At 74.1% G+C, this 17357-nt stretch carries 13 protein-coding genes; 4 read left to right on the plus strand and 9 right to left on the minus strand.

Annotation, left to right across the window (positions count from 1 at the left end; genetic code table 11):
- Positions 1–78: 78 nt before the first annotated feature.
- Positions 79–1644, plus strand: a complete 1566-nt coding sequence (locus ACSMX9_RS00315) for an FAD-dependent monooxygenase (RefSeq protein WP_445398885.1) — start codon at positions 79–81, stop codon at positions 1642–1644.
- A 28-nt stretch (positions 1645–1672) separates the two neighbouring features.
- Here the strand turns inward: ACSMX9_RS00315 and ACSMX9_RS00320 are convergent, their stop codons facing one another.
- From ACSMX9_RS00320 to speB, 6 genes are all read right to left on the minus strand, one after another.
- The gene (locus ACSMX9_RS00320; RefSeq protein ID WP_445398887.1) at positions 1673–2635 is read right to left on the minus strand and encodes a D-2-hydroxyacid dehydrogenase family protein; all 963 of its coding nucleotides are present in this window, start codon (positions 2633–2635) and stop codon (positions 1673–1675) included.
- 182 nt (positions 2636–2817) lie between these two features.
- A complete protein-coding gene (locus ACSMX9_RS00325; RefSeq protein WP_445398889.1) occupies positions 2818–4761 on the minus strand; it encodes a DUF2264 domain-containing protein in 1944 nt (647 codons plus the stop codon).
- 256 nt (positions 4762–5017) lie between these two features.
- Positions 5018–5992, minus strand: a complete 975-nt coding sequence (locus tag ACSMX9_RS00330; RefSeq protein ID WP_445398891.1) for a carbon-nitrogen hydrolase family protein — start codon at positions 5990–5992, stop codon at positions 5018–5020.
- Positions 5989–6864 (minus strand): nitrilase-related carbon-nitrogen hydrolase, encoded by an 876-nt coding sequence (locus ACSMX9_RS00335; RefSeq protein WP_445398893.1) that lies wholly within the window; start codon positions 6862–6864, stop codon positions 5989–5991. The genes ACSMX9_RS00330 and ACSMX9_RS00335 overlap by 4 nt, the downstream gene beginning before the upstream one ends.
- Positions 6861–8309: a purine-cytosine permease family protein gene (locus ACSMX9_RS00340; RefSeq protein ID WP_445398895.1), complete on the minus strand. Its 1449-nt coding sequence runs from the start codon at positions 8307–8309 to the stop codon at positions 6861–6863. The genes ACSMX9_RS00335 and ACSMX9_RS00340 overlap by 4 nt, the downstream gene beginning before the upstream one ends.
- Positions 8310–8334: 25 nt before the next feature.
- A complete protein-coding gene (gene speB / locus ACSMX9_RS00345; RefSeq protein ID WP_351245812.1) occupies positions 8335–9327 on the minus strand; it encodes an agmatinase in 993 nt (330 codons plus the stop codon).
- A 147-nt stretch (positions 9328–9474) separates the two neighbouring features.
- Between speB and ACSMX9_RS00350 the strand changes: the two genes are divergently transcribed.
- From ACSMX9_RS00350 to ACSMX9_RS00360, 3 genes are read left to right on the plus strand one after another with little or no spacing between them, the layout of a single operon-like run.
- Positions 9475–10059 (plus strand): helix-turn-helix domain-containing protein, encoded by a 585-nt coding sequence (locus ACSMX9_RS00350; RefSeq protein ID WP_445398897.1) that lies wholly within the window; start codon positions 9475–9477, stop codon positions 10057–10059.
- 53 nt (positions 10060–10112) lie between these two features.
- Positions 10113–10745 (plus strand): ABC transporter ATP-binding protein, encoded by a 633-nt coding sequence (locus ACSMX9_RS00355; RefSeq protein WP_445398899.1) that lies wholly within the window; start codon positions 10113–10115, stop codon positions 10743–10745.
- Entirely contained in the window at positions 10742–12298 is a 1557-nt protein-coding gene (locus ACSMX9_RS00360) for a hypothetical protein (protein ID WP_445398901.1), read from the plus strand. The genes ACSMX9_RS00355 and ACSMX9_RS00360 overlap by 4 nt, the downstream gene beginning before the upstream one ends.
- Before the next feature lie 20 nt (positions 12299–12318).
- On the opposite strand, the gene ACSMX9_RS00365 is transcribed toward ACSMX9_RS00360, so the two are convergent.
- From ACSMX9_RS00365 to ACSMX9_RS00375, 3 genes are read right to left on the minus strand one after another with little or no spacing between them, the layout of a single operon-like run.
- Positions 12319–13020 (minus strand): thioesterase II family protein, encoded by a 702-nt coding sequence (locus ACSMX9_RS00365; RefSeq protein WP_445398903.1) that lies wholly within the window; start codon positions 13018–13020, stop codon positions 12319–12321.
- Positions 13013–14176, minus strand: a complete 1164-nt coding sequence (locus tag ACSMX9_RS00370; protein WP_445398905.1) for an acyl-CoA dehydrogenase family protein — start codon at positions 14174–14176, stop codon at positions 13013–13015. The genes ACSMX9_RS00365 and ACSMX9_RS00370 overlap by 8 nt, the downstream gene beginning before the upstream one ends.
- Positions 14173–17355, minus strand: a complete 3183-nt coding sequence (locus ACSMX9_RS00375) for a non-ribosomal peptide synthetase (RefSeq protein WP_445398907.1) — start codon at positions 17353–17355, stop codon at positions 14173–14175. The genes ACSMX9_RS00370 and ACSMX9_RS00375 overlap by 4 nt, the downstream gene beginning before the upstream one ends.
- Between the last annotated feature and the right edge of the window lie 2 nt (positions 17356–17357).

A 17357-nucleotide genomic window follows, 5' to 3' on the forward strand; every position in this document is an offset into this window, starting at 1 on the left:
GTCCCCTTGCCCTTCTCAACGTATAGCGCACCCGGGGGCTTGCGGCAAGCCCCCGTTCGTGACGCAGAATCCTCCGCCATGACCAGGAAATCGGGGCAGGGGAACGACGAGATGCACCAGGCGACGGACGTCGATGTGATCATTGCGGGCGCGGGTCCGACCGGGCTGATGCTCGCCGGGGAGTTGGGGCTGGCCGGGGTGCGGCCCCTGGTGTTGGAGCGGCAGCCGCAGCGCCGGGACACCCAGAAGGCCAACGGTCTGGGCGGGCAGATCCTGCGGTTGCTGCGGCTCCGCGGACTGCTGGACCGGTTCGAGGCGGCCAGTACGGGGCCGCTGCATCCGGCGCCCCGGTACCCGTTCGGCGATGTGCACCTGGACTTCTCGGGGATGGCGGATCCCCCGCTCCAGGGGCTGCACCTTCCGCAGCCCCGACTGGAACGGCTGTTGGAGGAGCACGCCGAGGAGGTGGGCGCCGAGGTCCGCCGCGGCCACGAGTTGCTCGGGGTCGACCAGGAGGACGGCCGGGTGGCCGCACGGGTGAACGGCCCGGACGGACCGTACCGGGTGACCGCCCGTTACCTGGTGGGCTGCGACGGCCCGCGCAGCCGGGTCCGGGAGGAGGCCGGCATCTCCTTCCCCGGCACCACGTACCCCGAGATCAACCGGCTGGCACAGATCACCCTGCCCGACGCGGTGACCCTGCTCGACGACGGGGACCTCCAGGTGCCCGGCCTGGGCGTGCTGCACGCCGGCTTCACCCGTACCGAGCAGGGGTTGTTCGGCATCGGGTCGCTCGGCCAGGGGGTCTGGCTCGTGCTCACCACCGAGGACGAGCCCGTCGACAGCGACGACCGCACCTCGATGACGCCGGACGAGTTCCGGGACAGCGTGCGCCGAGTGCTCGGCGCGGACCTTCCCGTGCAGGAGTGGATCAGGCTGTCGCGCTACCGGCACCAGGCCCGGCAGGCCGATCGGTACCGGGACCGGCGGATCCTGTTGGCCGGCGACGCGGCGCACCTCTTCCCCGCCACCGGGGTGGGACTCAACGCCGGGATGCTGGACGCCGCCAACCTGGCCTGGAAACTGGCCGCCCGACTGCACGGCTGGGCACCGGCCGGGCTGCTGGACACCTATCAGGAGGAGCGTCGGCTCGCCGCGGCCCGGACCATGCTGCACACCCAGGCCCAGGTGGCGCTGCGGCGGGGCACCGACCCGGCCGCCGAGGCGCTCCGCGAGGTCCTCCTGGAAGTCTTCGCCGACGAGCAGCCGCTGCGCCGGGTCGGCGCCCTCATCGCCGGCGCCGACGTCCGCTACCCGCAGCCCGGTGCCGGGGTGCACCCCCTCACCGGTGCCTTCGTCCCCGCTCTCGCTCCGCACCCCACGCCGCTCCTGGGTCCGGCCCGCCCGGCCCTGCTCGACCTCGCCGGGCGGCCGGAGGTGCGTGCGGCGGCCGGGGACTGGGCGTCCCGGGTCGACGTGCGCACCGCCGAGACGGCCGACCGGCCCGCCGACGCCCTCCTGATCCGCCCGGACGGCCATGTCGCCTGGGCCACGGCCGTCGACGAGCCCGCCGAGGTCGCCGTGCCCGCGTTGCGGGAGGCGCTCGGCCACTGGTTCGGAGCCCCGCCGGTCAGCGAGGACTGAACGGCCGGGCGGGGCCCGTGCCGCTTCCTCAGGCCAGCACCCGCACCGGGCTGCCGGCGAGGAACGCCTCGATGTCCTCGACGGCCTGGCCGAAGTACCCCTCGTAGTTGCGTCGGGTCACGTACCCCAGGTGCGGCAGGGCGAGGAGGCGGGGCGCGGTGCGCAGCGGGTCGTCCGCCGGCAGGGGTTCCGTCTCGAAGACGTCGGTGCCCGCCCCGGCGATCCACCCCTCGTGCAGGGCCCGCAGCAGCGCCTCGCGGTCGACGATCGCCGCCCGTGAGGTGTTGACCAGGTACGCGCTGTCGCGCATCCGACGCAGTTCCGGTTCGCCGATCAGCCCTCGGGTCCGATCGCTCAGCACCAGGTGCACGGAGACGAAGTCGCTGCTCTCCAGCAGTTCCTCCTTGGAGGCCGCGAGGACGGCTCCGCCCTCGGCGGCCCGTTCCGGGGTCAGGTGCCGGCTCCACGCCGCCACCTCCATGCCGAACGCGGCTCCCACCCGCGCCACCTTGCTGCCGATCTTGCCCAGCCCCAGCAGTCCCAGGCGGCGGCCGTGCAGGTCGGCCCCCAGCGTGTGCTGCCAGGGCCCACCGGTGCGGAGCGCGGTGTTCTCGGGCACCACCTGACGGGCCAGGCCGAGGATCAGCGCCCAGGTCAGTTCGGTCGGCGGCTCAGAACTGCTGGCGGTGCCGCAGACGGTGACCCCGTGCAGGGCCGCCGCGTCGAGGTCGATGGAGGCGTTGCGCATCCCCGAGGTGATCAGCAGCCGGAGGTCGGGCAACCGGGCGAGGAGGCCCGCGGGGAAGGGGGTCCGTTCCCGCATGGCCACCACGATCTGGCAGTGCCGCAGGGCCTCCACCAGGTCGTCCTCCTCGGTGAGGTGGGTGTGCAGGAACTCGGTCTCCACCCGGGGGGCCAGCCGCGTCCAGTCGGCCAGGGAGCGGGCAGCGTCCTGGTAGTCGTCCAACACCGCACAGCGCAGCTTCGCCACGGCGAGCCCCCTCGGAAATCCGGGCCCCTCCGGTGGGGCCGGTGTGCGCCGAGCGTACCCGGCGGTGGACGGGCGCCCCCCTGACCGGGGCTCCGCTCGCGGCCCCGCCACCGCGCCGTTGCGGTGGCGGGGCCTCCTTGCGTTCCCGTGGGGGGCTCGACCGGCGGGCGCGGGGCCCTCGTTCACCCTGCGGAGGGGCTCAGCAGGGGGCCGTCCGAGCGGCCGTCGCGGCGGGTGAAGCGGACGGGGGTGCCGTCGGGGAGGGCGACCTCCACGGCGGCGTCGTGGACGGTCACCGTCACCGGGGGCGCGGCCTCCGGGTCGAGGGGTTCGCCGCTGAGCACCGCACAGCTCGCGTACAGGGCGGTGCCGCCGGGGTGGACGGCCGTCAGGTGCGGGAGCGCGGCGTACCGGCCCCAGGCGTGGACGTGCTCGGCCCGGCTGACCTCGTGCTGCGCGTAGCCGTGCAGCGGGGCGAGGGCGCTGACCGTTCCGTCGGGGCGGGTGGCGGTGGCCCAGTGCGGGGTGACGGTGCTGGTGGGCGGGTCGGGGGCGGCCAGGGGGTGGCCTCCCTCCCGGACCTGCCAGCCGGCCGGTGCCGTGACCGCGTGCAGACGGACCTCGATCCGACCGTGGGCGAGGGTGTGGCTCTCCACCCGGGCCCGCGGCTCGGGCACCGGGCCCCGGGGGGCGGGGCGCAGGGGCGTGTGTCGGGAACCGGCCGTGGACCAGGCGGGCCCGTCGGTCCCGCCGAGGGGGGTGAGCGGTCCCCGGCGCAGGGTGGTGCCGTCGCCGTCGGTGAGCACGAGTTGGTTGTCGGGGCGGTGTTCGGTCGCTTCGAGCCAGGGACCGGTGGCGGTGGAGTAGGCGAGCCGGGCGTAGAAGGGGTCGTCGCCCGCGGAGCCGAGCCCGGCGCCGTCGCTGCCGTGGTTGTGCAGGCGGACGATGCCGTCCGCGGCGGTGCCCTGCACCAGCCAGTGCGCGGAGGGCAACCGCCGTAGGGTGTCGGCCCGTTCGACGGGCAGCGGTTCCTCCGGGGCGGTCCACACGGGGTGGGTGGTGGGGAGCAGCAGCCCGAGGAAGCCCTTGGCCGCCCAGTAGGGCGAGGCGGGCCCGGAGTAGGGCTGGGTCATCGGGAGGAACGCGTCGTACCAGCCGAGGGGGAGCAGTCCGGCGGTGTCGGGGGCGCCGCGTTCGGCGAAGTGCCGCAGCATCCCGGTGGCGGCGCGGCGGGTGAGGCCGGGGGCCAGGGGGGTGCAGTCGAAGAGGGCGCCGGTCCACAGCGGTGCCGCGGCGGCGTGCCGGTAGGTGAGGGAGCGGCCCTGGTGCAGGGGGGCGCCGTCGGCGCCGATCAGGTGGGCGTAGTCGGTGAGGAAGCGGTGGAGCCGCTCGCGGTGGACGACGGCGCGGTCGGCGGCGAGGGCCGCGCGGGGGCCGCCCTCCGCCATCCGGGTCCACAGCAGCGGGTACAGGTGCAGGGCCCAGCCGTTGTAGTGGTCGATGCGGCGGCCGTCGCCGTCGGTGTACCAGCCGTCGCCCAGGTACCAGCCGTCCAGGGCGTCGAGTCCGCGCACGATCTCGTCGTGGTGGTGGTCGGCGCCCACGGAGGAGAGGAACTCCTCGACCAGGGTCTGGAAGAGCATCCAGTTGTTGGGGACGGTGTGCCGTCCGAGGAAGCCGCTCAGCCAGTCGACGAGGTGGGCGCGGGTGCGGGGGGCGAGGGCGTCCCACAGCCAGGGACGGGTGAGGTGCAGTCCGAGGGCGAGGGAGGCGGCCTCGACCATGGGTTGGCCGCGGTCGGCGTCGATCCGCGGCCAGGCTTCGGGGTGGTCGGGGTCGGCGCCGGCCGCGAGTCCGGCCGCGTAGCGGTCGAGCAGGGCACTGGCCTCGGGGCCGCTCCCCCGGGCGCCGGCGATGCGCAGGGCGGCGAGCAGGAAGGTGCGGGCGAAGCCTTCCAGGGCGTCGGAGTCGGGGCCCGACCAGGAGGTGCGGCCGGGGAGTGCGATCCGGGCGTGGGAGGGCGAGGCGTGGCGGGCGGCGGCGTGCAGCAGGGTGTCGGCGGCCCGTTCGCAGCGGGCCCGGTCCCAGCCCGTGTCCGCCGGTCGCCCGGTGCGCTCGGCGGTCATGCGGTCCCCCGTCTCGTGGCCTTGCCGGGTGCCGGGTCACGGCCGGTCGCGTGTGCCGGGGGCGGCGCGGATCGATCCGTCCGTCCCGGGCGCAGCCGTTCACCCACTCACAGTAACCATCAGAAAGTATCACGACAGAACGAATTCGAACATGGGCAAGGGGACGTCGAGCGCAGTGCGGCGGGATCGGCGCCCGACGACAGCACGAGGGGGCGGAAGCCGCCCGTGCGGCTTCCGCCCCCTCGCGGTCAGGTCGTCAGCCCGTGAAGTCGACCCCGCTGTCGCGCCGGGTGCGGTCCACGGTGAGGGCGAACACGTCGGGGCGCCCGTAGTGGCCCGCCACGTCCAGGTCGATGGACTCCTCGTAGCGGCGCCCTCGGTCGAGGGTGGCGGTGATGATGCGGGCCTCGCCGTGCACCGGTTCGACGATCCAGGACCCGTCCGGGCCCACCACGCTCGAACCGCCCGTGAAGAGCGGGCCGTTCTCCGGGGCGTCGGGGCCGACCCCGGCCCGGTAGGCGGCCAGCAGGTCGTCGGGGACGTCGTCGGTGGAGAGCAGCAGGCCGGCCGAGACCACGAAGCAGCGGCCCTCCAGCGCGTAGGAGCGCGCGGCGATGACGTGCGTCTCCGGCATGTCGGGCCAGGCGGCCACGTGGACCTCCTCGTGCTGGGCGTGCAGGGCCTGCCGGGCCAGCGGGTGGAAGTGCTCCCAGCACACCAGGGAGCCCAGGCGGCCCGCGGGCGTGTCCACCACGCGCAGGCCCGCCCCGTCCCCCGCCGCCCAGACGATGCGCTCGGTGTGCGTCGGCGTCAGCTTGCGGTGCAGGTTGAGGGTGCCGCCGTCCGGGCCGATGGTCACCAGCGAGTTGTAGAGGGACCCGGAGGAGGGCGCCGCGCGCTCGTTGAGGCCGAGGACGACGGTCACCCCGTGCTCGCGGGCCGCCGCCCGCACCGGGGCGAGGGCGTCGTCCCCGTGCACCGGGTCCAGGGTCGGGCTCTGCTCCAGCAGCCGGGCGTGCCACCGCCGGGCCTCGGCGTCGTGCCAGCCGGCCAGGCCGAACACCCACGCGGGGTAGCAGGTCAGCCAGGTCTCGGGGAAGACGACCAGGTCCGCGCCGGCCTGCGCGGCCTCGGTGACGTGGGCGGTGGCCCGGCGCAGCGACTCCTCCAGGTCCAGCAGGGCGGGCGGCTGCTGGACGATGGCGACGGTGGTGGACGCGGTGCTGGTCATGACTGCTTCCCTCCCGGGAGTGCGTACAGCGCGGGCCGGCGGTCCGCGTGGACGTCGTTGTGCTCGCTGATGGCCTTGTCACGGGCCTCGGCCAGGTCGAGGGTCGCGGTGGCGATCGCCTCCCGACCGAGGTGGAGCGGGGTCACCGGGTAGCCGTCGGCGTCGACGATCACGCTGCCGCCGAGCCAGTCCTGACCGCGCTCGGTGCCGGTGCGGTCGGCGACCGCGACGAACATGCGGTTGACCGAGGCGTCGGCCTGGATCCGGACGATCTCGCCGGGCCGCTCCCCCTCGGGGCGGGGGTACAGCGGCCAGTTGACGGGACCGCACAGCAGTTCGGCACCGGCCAGGGCGGCCAGCCGGACCCATTCGGGGAACTCCAGGTCGTAGCAGACCATGAAGCCGATCCGGCCGTGGGCGGTGTCGACGACGGGCGGCGGTGCGTCGCCGGGGGTGAAGCCCCAGGTCTTCTCGCCGTTCCACAGGTGGGCCTTGCGGTAGGTGGCGCGCAGCCCGGTGGCGTCGATGAGGACCGCCGCGTTGTAGGCACGGCCGTCCTCGCCCAGCTCGGCGAAGCCGCTCACGATGACCAGGTCCCACCGGGCTGCCAGGTCCTCCCACTGCCGGATCGTGTCGCCGTCCAGCGGTTCGGCGGCGGCGAGCAGTTCGTCCGCGTCGGTGAAGACGTAGCCGGTGTTGGCCAGCTCCGGCAGGACCACGATCCGCGCACCCCGGCCGGCCGCCTCCTCGACGGCCACCCGGGCCCGCCGTCGGTTGCCCGCGGTGTCACCGACCTGCGGGGCGATCTGGCAGACGGCGACCGTGACCGCGGTGCGCCGCGGTTCGGCGGGCCGGGGTGGCTGCTGACTCATGAGGACGTTCCCTCCAGTTCCGCTTCGCTGGCCGCCCGGGCGACGGCCTCGGCGTCACGGTCCAGGTTCCGCGAGAACAGCAGGTACAGCACGCCGGAGACGGTGAGGCCGACGACGAACGAGAAGTCCGCCCCGCCCAGCGCGTCCGCGACCGGTCCCACGTAGAAGGTGGTCGAGAAGAACGGGATCATCGCCGCGAAGCCGAGGAGGTAGGCGGTGACGCCGCGCCACGCCCAGCGGCCGTAGATGCCGTCCGGCTTGAGGATCTCGGCGATGGCGTACTTGCCCCGGCGCACGAAGTAGAAGTCGACCAGGTTCACCGCGGTCCACGGGACGAGGAAGTACAGCATCATCAGCACGAAGTTGTTGAAGCTGCCGATGTAGTCGTCCGGGATCAGCAGGGCGACCACCAGGGACACCAGGCCGACCACGACCAGTCCGGTGATCCGCAGGCGCACCGTGGGACGGACCTTGCGGAAGCCGTCGATGGCGCTGGCACCGGTGAGCATCGCCCCGTAGGCGTTGACGCCCATGATCGAGATCAGTGCGAGGACCGAGGTCATCACGACGATCAGGCCGAAGCCGGGGAAGAGCAGGTCACCGACCTCGCGCAGGGCGAGGATGGGGTCCGGGTTCGGCAGGTAGCTTGCGAGGATGGCGCCCAGCGACATCAGCCAGACGGCGGAGAACGCGGCGCCGGCGTAGACGGCGGTGATCAGGCCGCGCGCACGGACCTTGGCCGGCAGGTACCGGGTGTAGTCGGAGACGTAGACCGAGTAGCTGATGTTGTAGCCGGCGGCCAGGGAGAACTGCACCAGGAAGGCCGTCATGTCCCAGCCGGCGGCGGCCGCGGGCACGTCGGCGGGGGTGGGGTTGGAGCCGAAGTGGACGATGGCGACGACCGTGAGGATCGCGAACACCACGACGAGCAGGTACGTCAGCCAGCGCTGCACGAAGTGCAGCAGGTCGTGGCCGACGACGGCGATCACGATGGAGACCGCGATCAGCACCGGGAACCAGAAGAGCTTCCCGTCCGGCAGCAGCAGCCCGAGGCCCTGCTCGGCGAGGACCGTGTCGAAGACCAGGAACCCGACGTAGACGAAGACGGTGGCGGCGAACGGCACGGTGGAGCCGCGGCTGCCGAACTGCGCACGGGACTGGATCATCTGCGGCAGGCCCATGCGGGGGCCCTGGTTGGCGTGGAAGGCCATGAAGAAGGTGCCGGCGCCGACGCCGAGCACGATGGCCAGCACGCTGTACCAGACGCTCAGCCCCATGGAGGCGCCGACGAAGCCGGCGACCATGGTCGGCAGCACGAAGTTGCCGGTGAACCAGAACGGGCCCTGGTGCCAGACCTTGCCGTGCCGTTCCGAGTGGGGCACGTAGTCGATCGAGTGCTGCTCGATCGCGGATTCGCGCTGGGTCGCGGTTTCCGAGGAGGACATGGCGTCTTCCCCTCTCGTTCGTGGGCTAACGCCCGTGGGGCCGTTCGTGCGGCGGCAGGTGGTCGGGCGTCATCGCCGAAAGGATCTCGTAGCCGGTGTGGGCGGCCGCCACGGCGGTGAGCTGGGCGTGGTCGTAGGCGGGGGCCACCTCGACCACGTCCGCGCCCACCAGGTCGACCCCGCGCAGGGCACGGATCATCGCGAGCAGTTCGCGACTGGTCATGCCGCCGGCCTCGGGGGTGCCGGTGCCGGGGGCGTGCGCGGGATCGAGGACGTCGATGTCGATGGACAGGTAGACGGGCCGGTCGCCGAGGCGGGCGAGCATCCGCTCGATCGCCCGGGGCAGGCCCTCGGCCTCGATCTCGGGGCTGGAGATGACGGCGAAACCGAGGCGTTCGTCGTCGCGCAGGTCCTCGCGGGAGTAGAGCGGCCCGCGGGTGCCCACGTGCAGGCTCGCGGTGAGGTCGATGAGCCCCTCCTCGGACGCCCGCCGGAAGGGGGTGCCGTGGGTGACGGGCGCACCGAAGTAGGTGTCCCAGGTGTCGAGGTGGGCGTCGAAGTGGAGCACCGCGACCGGGCCGTGCCGGCCGGCGGCCGCACGCAGCAGCGGGAGGGCGATGGTGTGGTCGCCGCCGAGGGTGAGCAGTCGGGTGCCGTCCGCGGTCAGCTCCTCGGCGGCGGCCTGGATCTGGGCGACGGCCTCGTCGAGGCTGAACGGGTTGGCGGCGATGTCGCCGGCGTCCGCGATCTGCTGGGCCGCGAAGGGCTCCACGTCCTGCGCGGGGTTGTAGGGCCGCAGGAGCCTGGACGCCTCACGGATGTGCGCGGGCCCGAAGCGGGCGCCGGGCCGGTAGCTGACCCCGCTGTCGAACGGGACGCCGACCACGGCGATGTCCGCGCGCGGCACGTCCTCCAGGCGGGGCAGCCGCGCGAAGGTGGCGATCCCGGCGTAGCGGGGGCTGACGCTCGCGTCCGGCGGGCCGATCGGGGGCTCCTGCGGGAGCGGGGCGGAGTTCATCGGTACCTCGGTTCCGGTCACCAGGTGAAGTTACCTATACACAACAAAGAATGCTTATTTGACAACTTCTATTCCGGGTAGTGTTGCCCCGGGTCACCACCCTGTCAAGGGTCGTCCGGAAGCCGTACGAGCGACGCGAGGATTTCGATGAAAGCGCTGCACCCGGAGCCGTCCGCCGATCCGGTCCGCGTGGGCGCCCGGCTCCGGGCCAGCCGCAAGGCCCAGGGGCTCACCATCGAGCAGATCGCCGCCGCGACCGGTCTGACCAGGGGTTTCCTCAGCCGGGTCGAGCGCGACGAGACTTCGCCGAGCGTCACCACCCTGGTCACCCTCTGCCAGGTGCTGTCCCTGCCGGTCGGCTCGCTCTTCGAGGACGCCGACACCGAGGTGGTCCGATTGGAGTCGGCCCCGCACCTCAACATGGGCGGCCACGGCGTGGTCGACCGGATGGTCACCCCCCGGGCCCAGTCCAAGATCCAGATCCTCCGCTCGCACCTCGAACCGGGGGCGCACGGGGGCCAGCAGCTCTACACCGTCAACTGCGAGGTCGAGGTGCTGCACGTGTTCGACGGCGAGGTCGAGGTCCGCTTCAGCGACCGCACCGAGACCCTCGCCGCCGGGGACACCCTCACCTTCTCCGGGCGCGAACCCCACACCTGGCGCAACGCGGGGCCCGGCCCCGCCGAGGTCACCTGGACCTTCGTTCCGGCGCCCTGGAGCGGTTCGCGCTGACCGCCCTTGCGGCATCGGAGCCGAGCGGGCGGAACCCGACGGAAAGAGGAGAGGTGACGGGGGAACCCGTACTCGCGGCGGACCGCGCCGCGGTGGTGCGCGACGGGACGACGCTGCTCGCGCCCACCACCTTCGCGGTGGCGCCCGGCGAGTCCTGGTGCGTCACCGGCGGCAACGGCTCGGGGAAGACCACCCTGTTGCGGGCCTTCCTGAACAGCGCGAGCCTCACGGCCGGTTGCTGCACCCTGCGGGGCGAACCCGCCACCACGGCCAGCACCGCGCACCGCAGGCTCGTCGCCTCGCTGGTCGAACCCGTCCCCGTGGCCCGTGACATGACACTGCGTGAGCAGGTCGTCCTGGTCGCCGCCTCCTGGTACGGCAACGCGCCGGAGACCACCGCACGCGCCGACGAGGTCATCGAGAGGATGGGGCTGTCCCGCCTGGGCGAGCGCTTCCCCCACCAGGTCTCCTCCGGACAGTTCCACCTCTTCACCCTGGCGCTGACCTGGGTGCGTCCGGCCGAGGTCGTCCTGCTGGACGAACCGGAGCGGCACCTCGACGGACAGCGGGTGGGCCTGGTGGTCGACCTGGTCGCCGAACGTGCCGCCCAGGGCACGGCCTTCCTCATCGCCACCCACGACCCCGCGTTGGTCGACGCCTGCCACGAGCGGGTGGAGTTGGGGTGAGCGCACCCGCCCGCACCGCGCCCGGTGCCGCTCCCGACGTCCGGGTGCGGTCCGTGCGGCACCACCACGCCCGCCGCGGCGGGCGCACCACGGTGCGGGGCCGTGCGTACACCGCCTACCTTCTCGTGCTGTTCGGCCTCTTCTACGGGGTGCCGGTCGTCCGTGCCGCGAGCACCGCCCCGACGCTCGTCCCCCTCGCCGCCGCCGACCGGACGGTGGCCGCGGTCTCGGCGCTCGCGGTCGCGGCCTGCGCGGCCGCCCCGCTGCTCGGCCGGCTCTGGGGGCCGCTGGTGATGCGCCCCTTCCTGCTGCACGTGTTCACCACCACGGACATCCCCCCGACGCACTACCTCGGTGCGATCGCCCGGCGCCGGCTGGCGTACGCGGGCACCACCGTGCTGCTCGCGACGGCCTCCGTCGGCTACCTCACCACGGACCTGTTCGACCGCCTCGACACCGCGCTGCCGGGTCTCGCGCTCGCCGCGGGCCTGGGGGCCCTCACCGGGGCGGCCTGGCTGTGGGGCCAGGTCCGCGGCGCGTTCGACCACCTCGCGCTGGTCGCCGCCGCGGGCGTCGTGGGCGTGGCCGTGACGGTGGCGGGCCGGGCCGCTCCGGAGGGTACGGGCGCCCCGTGGCTCCTCGCCGGCGCACTGACGCTCGCCGCCGCCGCCCTCGGGCGGGTGGCCTTCCGCTCGCTGGCCGCCCTGGACCTCGCACGGCTCGCCCGCGAGTCGGCGCGGGCCTCCCAGGCCCGGGCATACGCCTGGACGGGCACCCTCCACCACGCGTTCGACCTGTACCGTCCGGAGCCGCGCGCCCGCACCGCCGTCCTGGTCCGGGCCGACGGACGGCTGCGCGGGCACCTCGCCCGGGGCGCGGTGCGCGCCCTGCGCACGCCCGGTCGTGCCCTGGCGGCGGCCGTGTTCCTGCCGGCCGGCGGCGCCGGCGCCGCCCTGGGCGCGGCCGGGCCGGAGAGCGGGCGGGCCTTCGCCCTGTGGGCGGCCGGTGCGATCTGCCTCTACCTGGGGTCCGGGTGGGTGGGCGAGACCTGGCGCGACCTGCGCGAGGAGTTGACGCTGGCCCCGCTGTTCGGCGACCGCTGGGGCACGGCGCCCGCCCGCGCCCTGGTCTGGCCCGTCGTCGCCGTGCCGGTCGGGGCCTTCCCGGGTGCGGCGCTCGCGCTCCTGGTTCCGCCCACCGCCCTCCCCACCGGCCCGGCCGACACGGCGCTCCTCGTCGCGGGGTCGGTCGTGGTGGCCCTCGGTGCCCGTTTCCTCCGGGAGATGAAGGGGGACCTCCCCCTCGAACTGCTGCTCCCGGTCCTCACCCCCCTCGGTGACCTCTCCGGACTGCGCGTCCTGCGGTGGCAGTTCGACGGCGTGGTCGCCGTGGTCCTCGGCATCGCCCTGCTGGACCTCGTCCCCTCCGCACCGGCCGGGACGGCACTGGGCGCGGTCGTGGCGGGCTGCTGCGTCCATGCGGGGCTGCGCCGAACGGGGTGGGCCCGCCGCGGACCGCTGCCGCGGCTCGGGTGGCGGGCCCGCCGGGCGTAGCGAGCCGGCCGGGGGCCGGGTCAGCGCGGGCGCAGCCGCTCGCCGACCAGCGCCGCCACCGCTTCCCAGGAGTCGTCGACGAAGAAGTGGTCCCCGGGGAAGGGCACCAGTTCGAACGGGCCGGTGGTGTGCCGCTGCCAGGCGGAGACCTCCGCCACGTCCGCGTCCGCGTCCTCCTCCCCCGCCAGCGCGGTGACCGGACAGGTCAACCGCGGCCCCGCGACGAACGCGTAGGTCTCCGAAACGGCGTGGTCCGCCCGCAGCCCGGGCAGCAGCACACGGCGGAAGTCGGGGTCGGTCAAGGCGCGCAGGGTGCGGGAGCGTTCGCCGAGCCGCTCCAGGAACTCGGCGTCCGGCAGGTGGTGGAGCACCTCCTCCCGCAGGGGGAGGTGCGGTGCCCGGTGCCCGGACACCACCAGCCGCACCGGCCGGACACCGAACTCGCCCACCAGCATCCGGGCGCACTCGAAGGCGAGCAGGGCCCCCAGGCTGTGCCCGAACAGGGCGATCGGCCGGTCCACCAGGCCGGCGACTCGGCCCCGGACGTCGGCCAGCACCTCGTCCAGACGGTGCCGGGCCGGCTCGCCGATCCGCTCGCCGTGGCCCGGCAGCTGCACCGGGTGCACCTCGACGTCCGGGCCCAGCGGGGGCCGCCAGCGGACGTAGTGACGGGCGTTGCCGCCCGCGTAGGGGAAGCACAGCAGGCGCACCGGCTCAGTCACCGCGGTTCGCCCCGATCAGCAGGGAGGCGATGGTGCGCAACAGGACGTTGGAGGTGCCTTCGTAGATCTTGCCCGCCTTGGCGTCCCGGTAGAACCGTTCGACCGGATAGGCGTCGGTGAACCCGTTCCCGCCGAGGGTCTCCACCGCCACCGAAGCCGCCCGTTCGGCCACCTGGGCGGCCACGTACTTCGCCATGGCGGTGGACTTCATCCGCTCGATCGGGTCGGGGTCGTGTTGGTGGACGTCGACGGCCCGGTACAACAGCGCCCGGGCCGCGGCCAGTCGGGCGGCCACGTCGGCCAGCGGGAACTGGACGCCCTGGTGGTCGGCGATGCGGCTGCCGAACTGTTCGCGGGAGCGGCTGTAGTCGACCGCCACGTCCAGGGCTCCCTGGGCGAGCCCGACCATCTGGGCGGCGATGCCCAGGCGCCCCAGGTCCAGGGCCGCCATCCCCACGCTCTGGCCGCCTCCCACGGGCCCGACGCGTTGGGCCGCCCGCACCGGGGTGCCGTCGAGGACCACGTCGGAGGTGGCCGCCGCCCGCACCCCCATCTGCTCCACCCGGTGTTCCAGGGACACCCCGGGGGCGTCGGTCGGCACCAGGAACGCGGTGGGGCCGCTGCCCTCGACCAGGGCGAAGACCAGCAGCAGATCGGCGTTGCGCGCATTGCTGGTCCACCGCTTGCGGCCGTGCAGCACATGGCCCGCGCCGTCCGGGCGGGCCACGGTGGTCAGTGCGAACGCGTCGCTGCCCGCGTGCTCCTCGGACAGGGCGAAGGCGCCGATCCGGCCGGTGGCCAACAGCGGGAGGTACTGCCGGCGCTGGTCGCCCGTCGCGTGCCGCAGCAGCGTGCCCGCCACCAGGACGTTGTGCACGTGGATCCCGACCGCGACGCCCGGGTCCACCCGTGACACCTCCTCGATGGCGAGCACCAGGTGGAACAGGGTGCCGCCGTGTCCGCCGTAGCCGCGGGGCACCTCCACCGACATCAGCCCCGCGGAGAACAGCCGCTCGCGCAGCACCGGGTCCAGGCTGGCCGACTTGTCCATCGTGGTGGACAGCGGACCGACGGTCTCCTCGGCGAACCGGCGGACCCGTTGCCGCCACTGCCGGTCCTCCGGACCGTCGTGGCGCTCCGTGGCCGTCCCGGTCATCGTGCCCCCTCCGTCCGCGGGGGTCGGACCGCCGCCACCGCGTGCGCCAGCTCGGCCACCGTGCGGGCCGCCACCAGCTCCGCGAGCGGGAGGTGGAGCCCGTGCTCGCCGCGCAGCCGGGCGGCCAGTCGCATGGCGCCCACGGAGTGCAGGCCCAACTCGCCCAGCACGTCGTGCGCGCCGACCCGCGGCACCTCCAGCACCTCGGACAGCAGCCGGGCGAGCAGTTCCTCGGCCCCGGTCCGCGGGGCGACGAACCCACCGCCCGTCAGGACGTCCGGTGCCGGCAGTGCGGCGGGGTCCACCTTGCCGCCCGGGGTGGTGGGGATCCCGTCGATCCAGTACACCGCGACCGGCACCATGTGCTCCGGCAACCGCAGCCGCAGGGCGTCCCGTACCGGCTCGGCGAGCCGGGGCACCGGGGCCGGGTCCGGTTGCGGCCCGGTCGGCACCGCGTAGCCCACGATCCGTTGGGTGGCGCCGCTGCCGTGGACGGCCACGGTCGCCGAGCGCACGCCGGGGACCTCGCGCAACGCGGCTTCGATCTCGCCCAGTTCGACGCGGAAGCCGCGCACCTTGACCTGGGTGTCGGCACGGCCCAGGAAGCGGAGCTCCCCCCGGGCGGTGCGGGTGGCGAGGTCGCCCGTGCGGTACAGGGGTGCGGGGCGCGCCGGGTCGGCCGTGAGGGCGGCGCCGAAGCGTTCCGCGGTGAGCTCCGGCCGGGCGTGGTAGCCGGCGGCGACCGCGGGTCCGGCCACGCACACCTGGCCGGCGGCGCCCACCGGCACCGGGCGGTCGTGCTCGTCGAGCAGGTGCACGCGCTGGTTGGGCAGGGCGCGGCCGATCGGGATCGGCCGGTCGGTGCGCAGGTCCTCCTCGTCCACCCGGTGGTAGGTGGAGACGACGGTCGCCTCGGTGACCCCGTAGAGGTTGTACACCTCGACGTCCCGGTCGGCGAACCGGGCGAACCAGGGGCGCACCACGGCGGGGTCCAGGCGGTCGCCGCCGAGGAACACCTTCCGCAGGGTCGTCCCCCCGGACAGCTCGGGCACCAGGTGCTCGAAGAGCGAGGGGGTCTGGCTGAGGACCGTCACCCGCTCCGCGTCGACCAGGCGGGCCAGGGCGTGCGGATCGCGTCCGGCGTCCCGGTCGACCACCACCAGCGTGGCGCCGTTGCCCAGGGCGCCCCAGATCTCCCACACGGAGTAGTCGAAGGCGAAGGAGTGGGCGAAGGTCCAGACGTCCTGCGCCGTGAAGCCGAAGACCTCGCGGCCGGCGGCCAACAGGCTCTGCACGTTGCGGTGGGTCACCGGCACGCCCTTGGGCCGCCCGGTCGAGCCGGAGGTGTAGAGCAGGTAGGCCGGCGCCTCGGGGTCGACGGCGGTCGGCGGTCCGTCCCCGGCCGGGTGCGCCGCCGCCTCCGCCAGGGTGACCCGCCGCGCCCCGTCCAGGTCGAGCGTGCGGTCCGACGCGCCGTCGGTGAGCACCAGTTCCGCGGCGGAGTCGGCCAGCGTCTCGGCGAGCCGGGCGGGCGGGTAGTCCGGATCCAGGGGAACGTACGCGGCGCCGGTCTTGAAGACGCCGATCATGGCGGCGACCAGGTCGGTGGAGCGGGGCAGGCACAGGCCCACCCGGGTGGCCCCCGGGTGGCGGGCGTGCAGGGCGGCGGCGATGCGGTCGGAGTAGGCGTCCAGTTCCCGGTAGGTGAGGGTGCGGTCGCCGCAGCGCACGGCGACCGCGTCCGGGCGGGCCTCGGCGTGCTGCCGGAAGGTCTCGTGCAGGCAGACGGACGCGGGTTCGACGAGCGGCGCGGTGTCGGGCTCGGCGGTGCTGGGGAAGGAGAGCTCCCCCAGGGTCCGTTCCGGATGCTCGACGATCTGTTCCAGGACCGAGACGACCTCGGTGGCGAAGCGCTCCGCGACCTCGTCGGACACCTGCCTGCGGTCGTGGACGATCCGCAGCGGCAGGTCGACGCCCGGCATGATCACCATGGTGAGGGGGAAGTGCGGCCGGCCGTCGTAGACCAGGTCCGTCATCTCGGCTCCGACCTCGGACAGGTCGAAGTCGGGCATCGGCACGTTCTCGTACGAGACGCTGCTCCGGAGGATCGGCACCGTGGTGTCCGTGCCGAGCACCGTCTGCATCTCGGTCAACGGCACGGCGCTGTGCTGACTCGCCTCGATGACGTGCTTGCCGAACTCGCGCAGCCAGGAGCGCAGCTCCACGGTCGGTTCCAGCGTGCGGCGCAGGGGCAGGGTGGCGATCATCGGCCCCAGGACGTCCGTCGAGCCGACCAGCTCCGGCGGCCGGTGGGCCATGGTGATGCCGCAGGCGAGGTCGGTGCGGCCGAGGAAGCGGCCCAGCACCAGGAACCAGGCCCCCTGCACCAGGGTGGCGAGCGTCAGCTGTTCCGCGCGGGACAGTGCGGTCAGGCGGGGGGCCAGGTCGGTGAGGAGCCGCTCGACGTGGGAGTGGACGGGCCGGCCGGGGGGCACCTCGCCGCCGCCCAGGTGCAGGTGTTCCACCGGTCGGTAGCCCGCCAGTTCCTCGCGCCAGAACTCCTGCGCCGCCGTGCTGTCCCGGTGGCGCCACCAGGCGAGGTAGTCCCGGTACGGTCGCCCGGGCGGGGCGGTCGGTCGCTCGCCGCGGCACAGCCGTCGGTAGTGGTCCAGGAAGTCGTCGATCGCCAGGGTGAAGGACCAGCCGTCCATCAGCAGGTGCGAGAACCGCCAGGAGAACGTCCACCGTCCGGGAGCGCGGCGGACGAGCGTGCTGCGCATCAGGGGCGCCTCGGTCAGGTCGAAGCCCGCTTCCCGTTCGGCGGCCAGGGACGCCTCCAGCCGGTCCTCCTGGGTCCGTTCGTCGAGGTCGCGCCAGTCCAGGGTCTCCAGCGGCAGGGTGGCCGTGCGGTGCACGACCTGCATCGCGGTCCCGTTCCGGCGCCAGTGGAAGGTGCTGCGCAGGATCGGGTGTCGGTCGACGACCAGTTGCCACGCCCGTTCGAAGTGTGCGGGGTCCAGCGTTCCGGAGAACTCCAGCCGCAGTTGTTCCACGTAGACCCCGATGCCCGGTTGGGCGAGCTGCTCGTAGAGCATGCCCTGCTGGATCGGTGACAGCTCGTAGACGTCCTCGATGTCGCGGGAGGGTCGCTTCTTCACCTGTTCGTTGTCGTTCGTCACAG

It is taken from the genome of Streptomyces sp. LE64 (genome assembly GCF_052606915.1).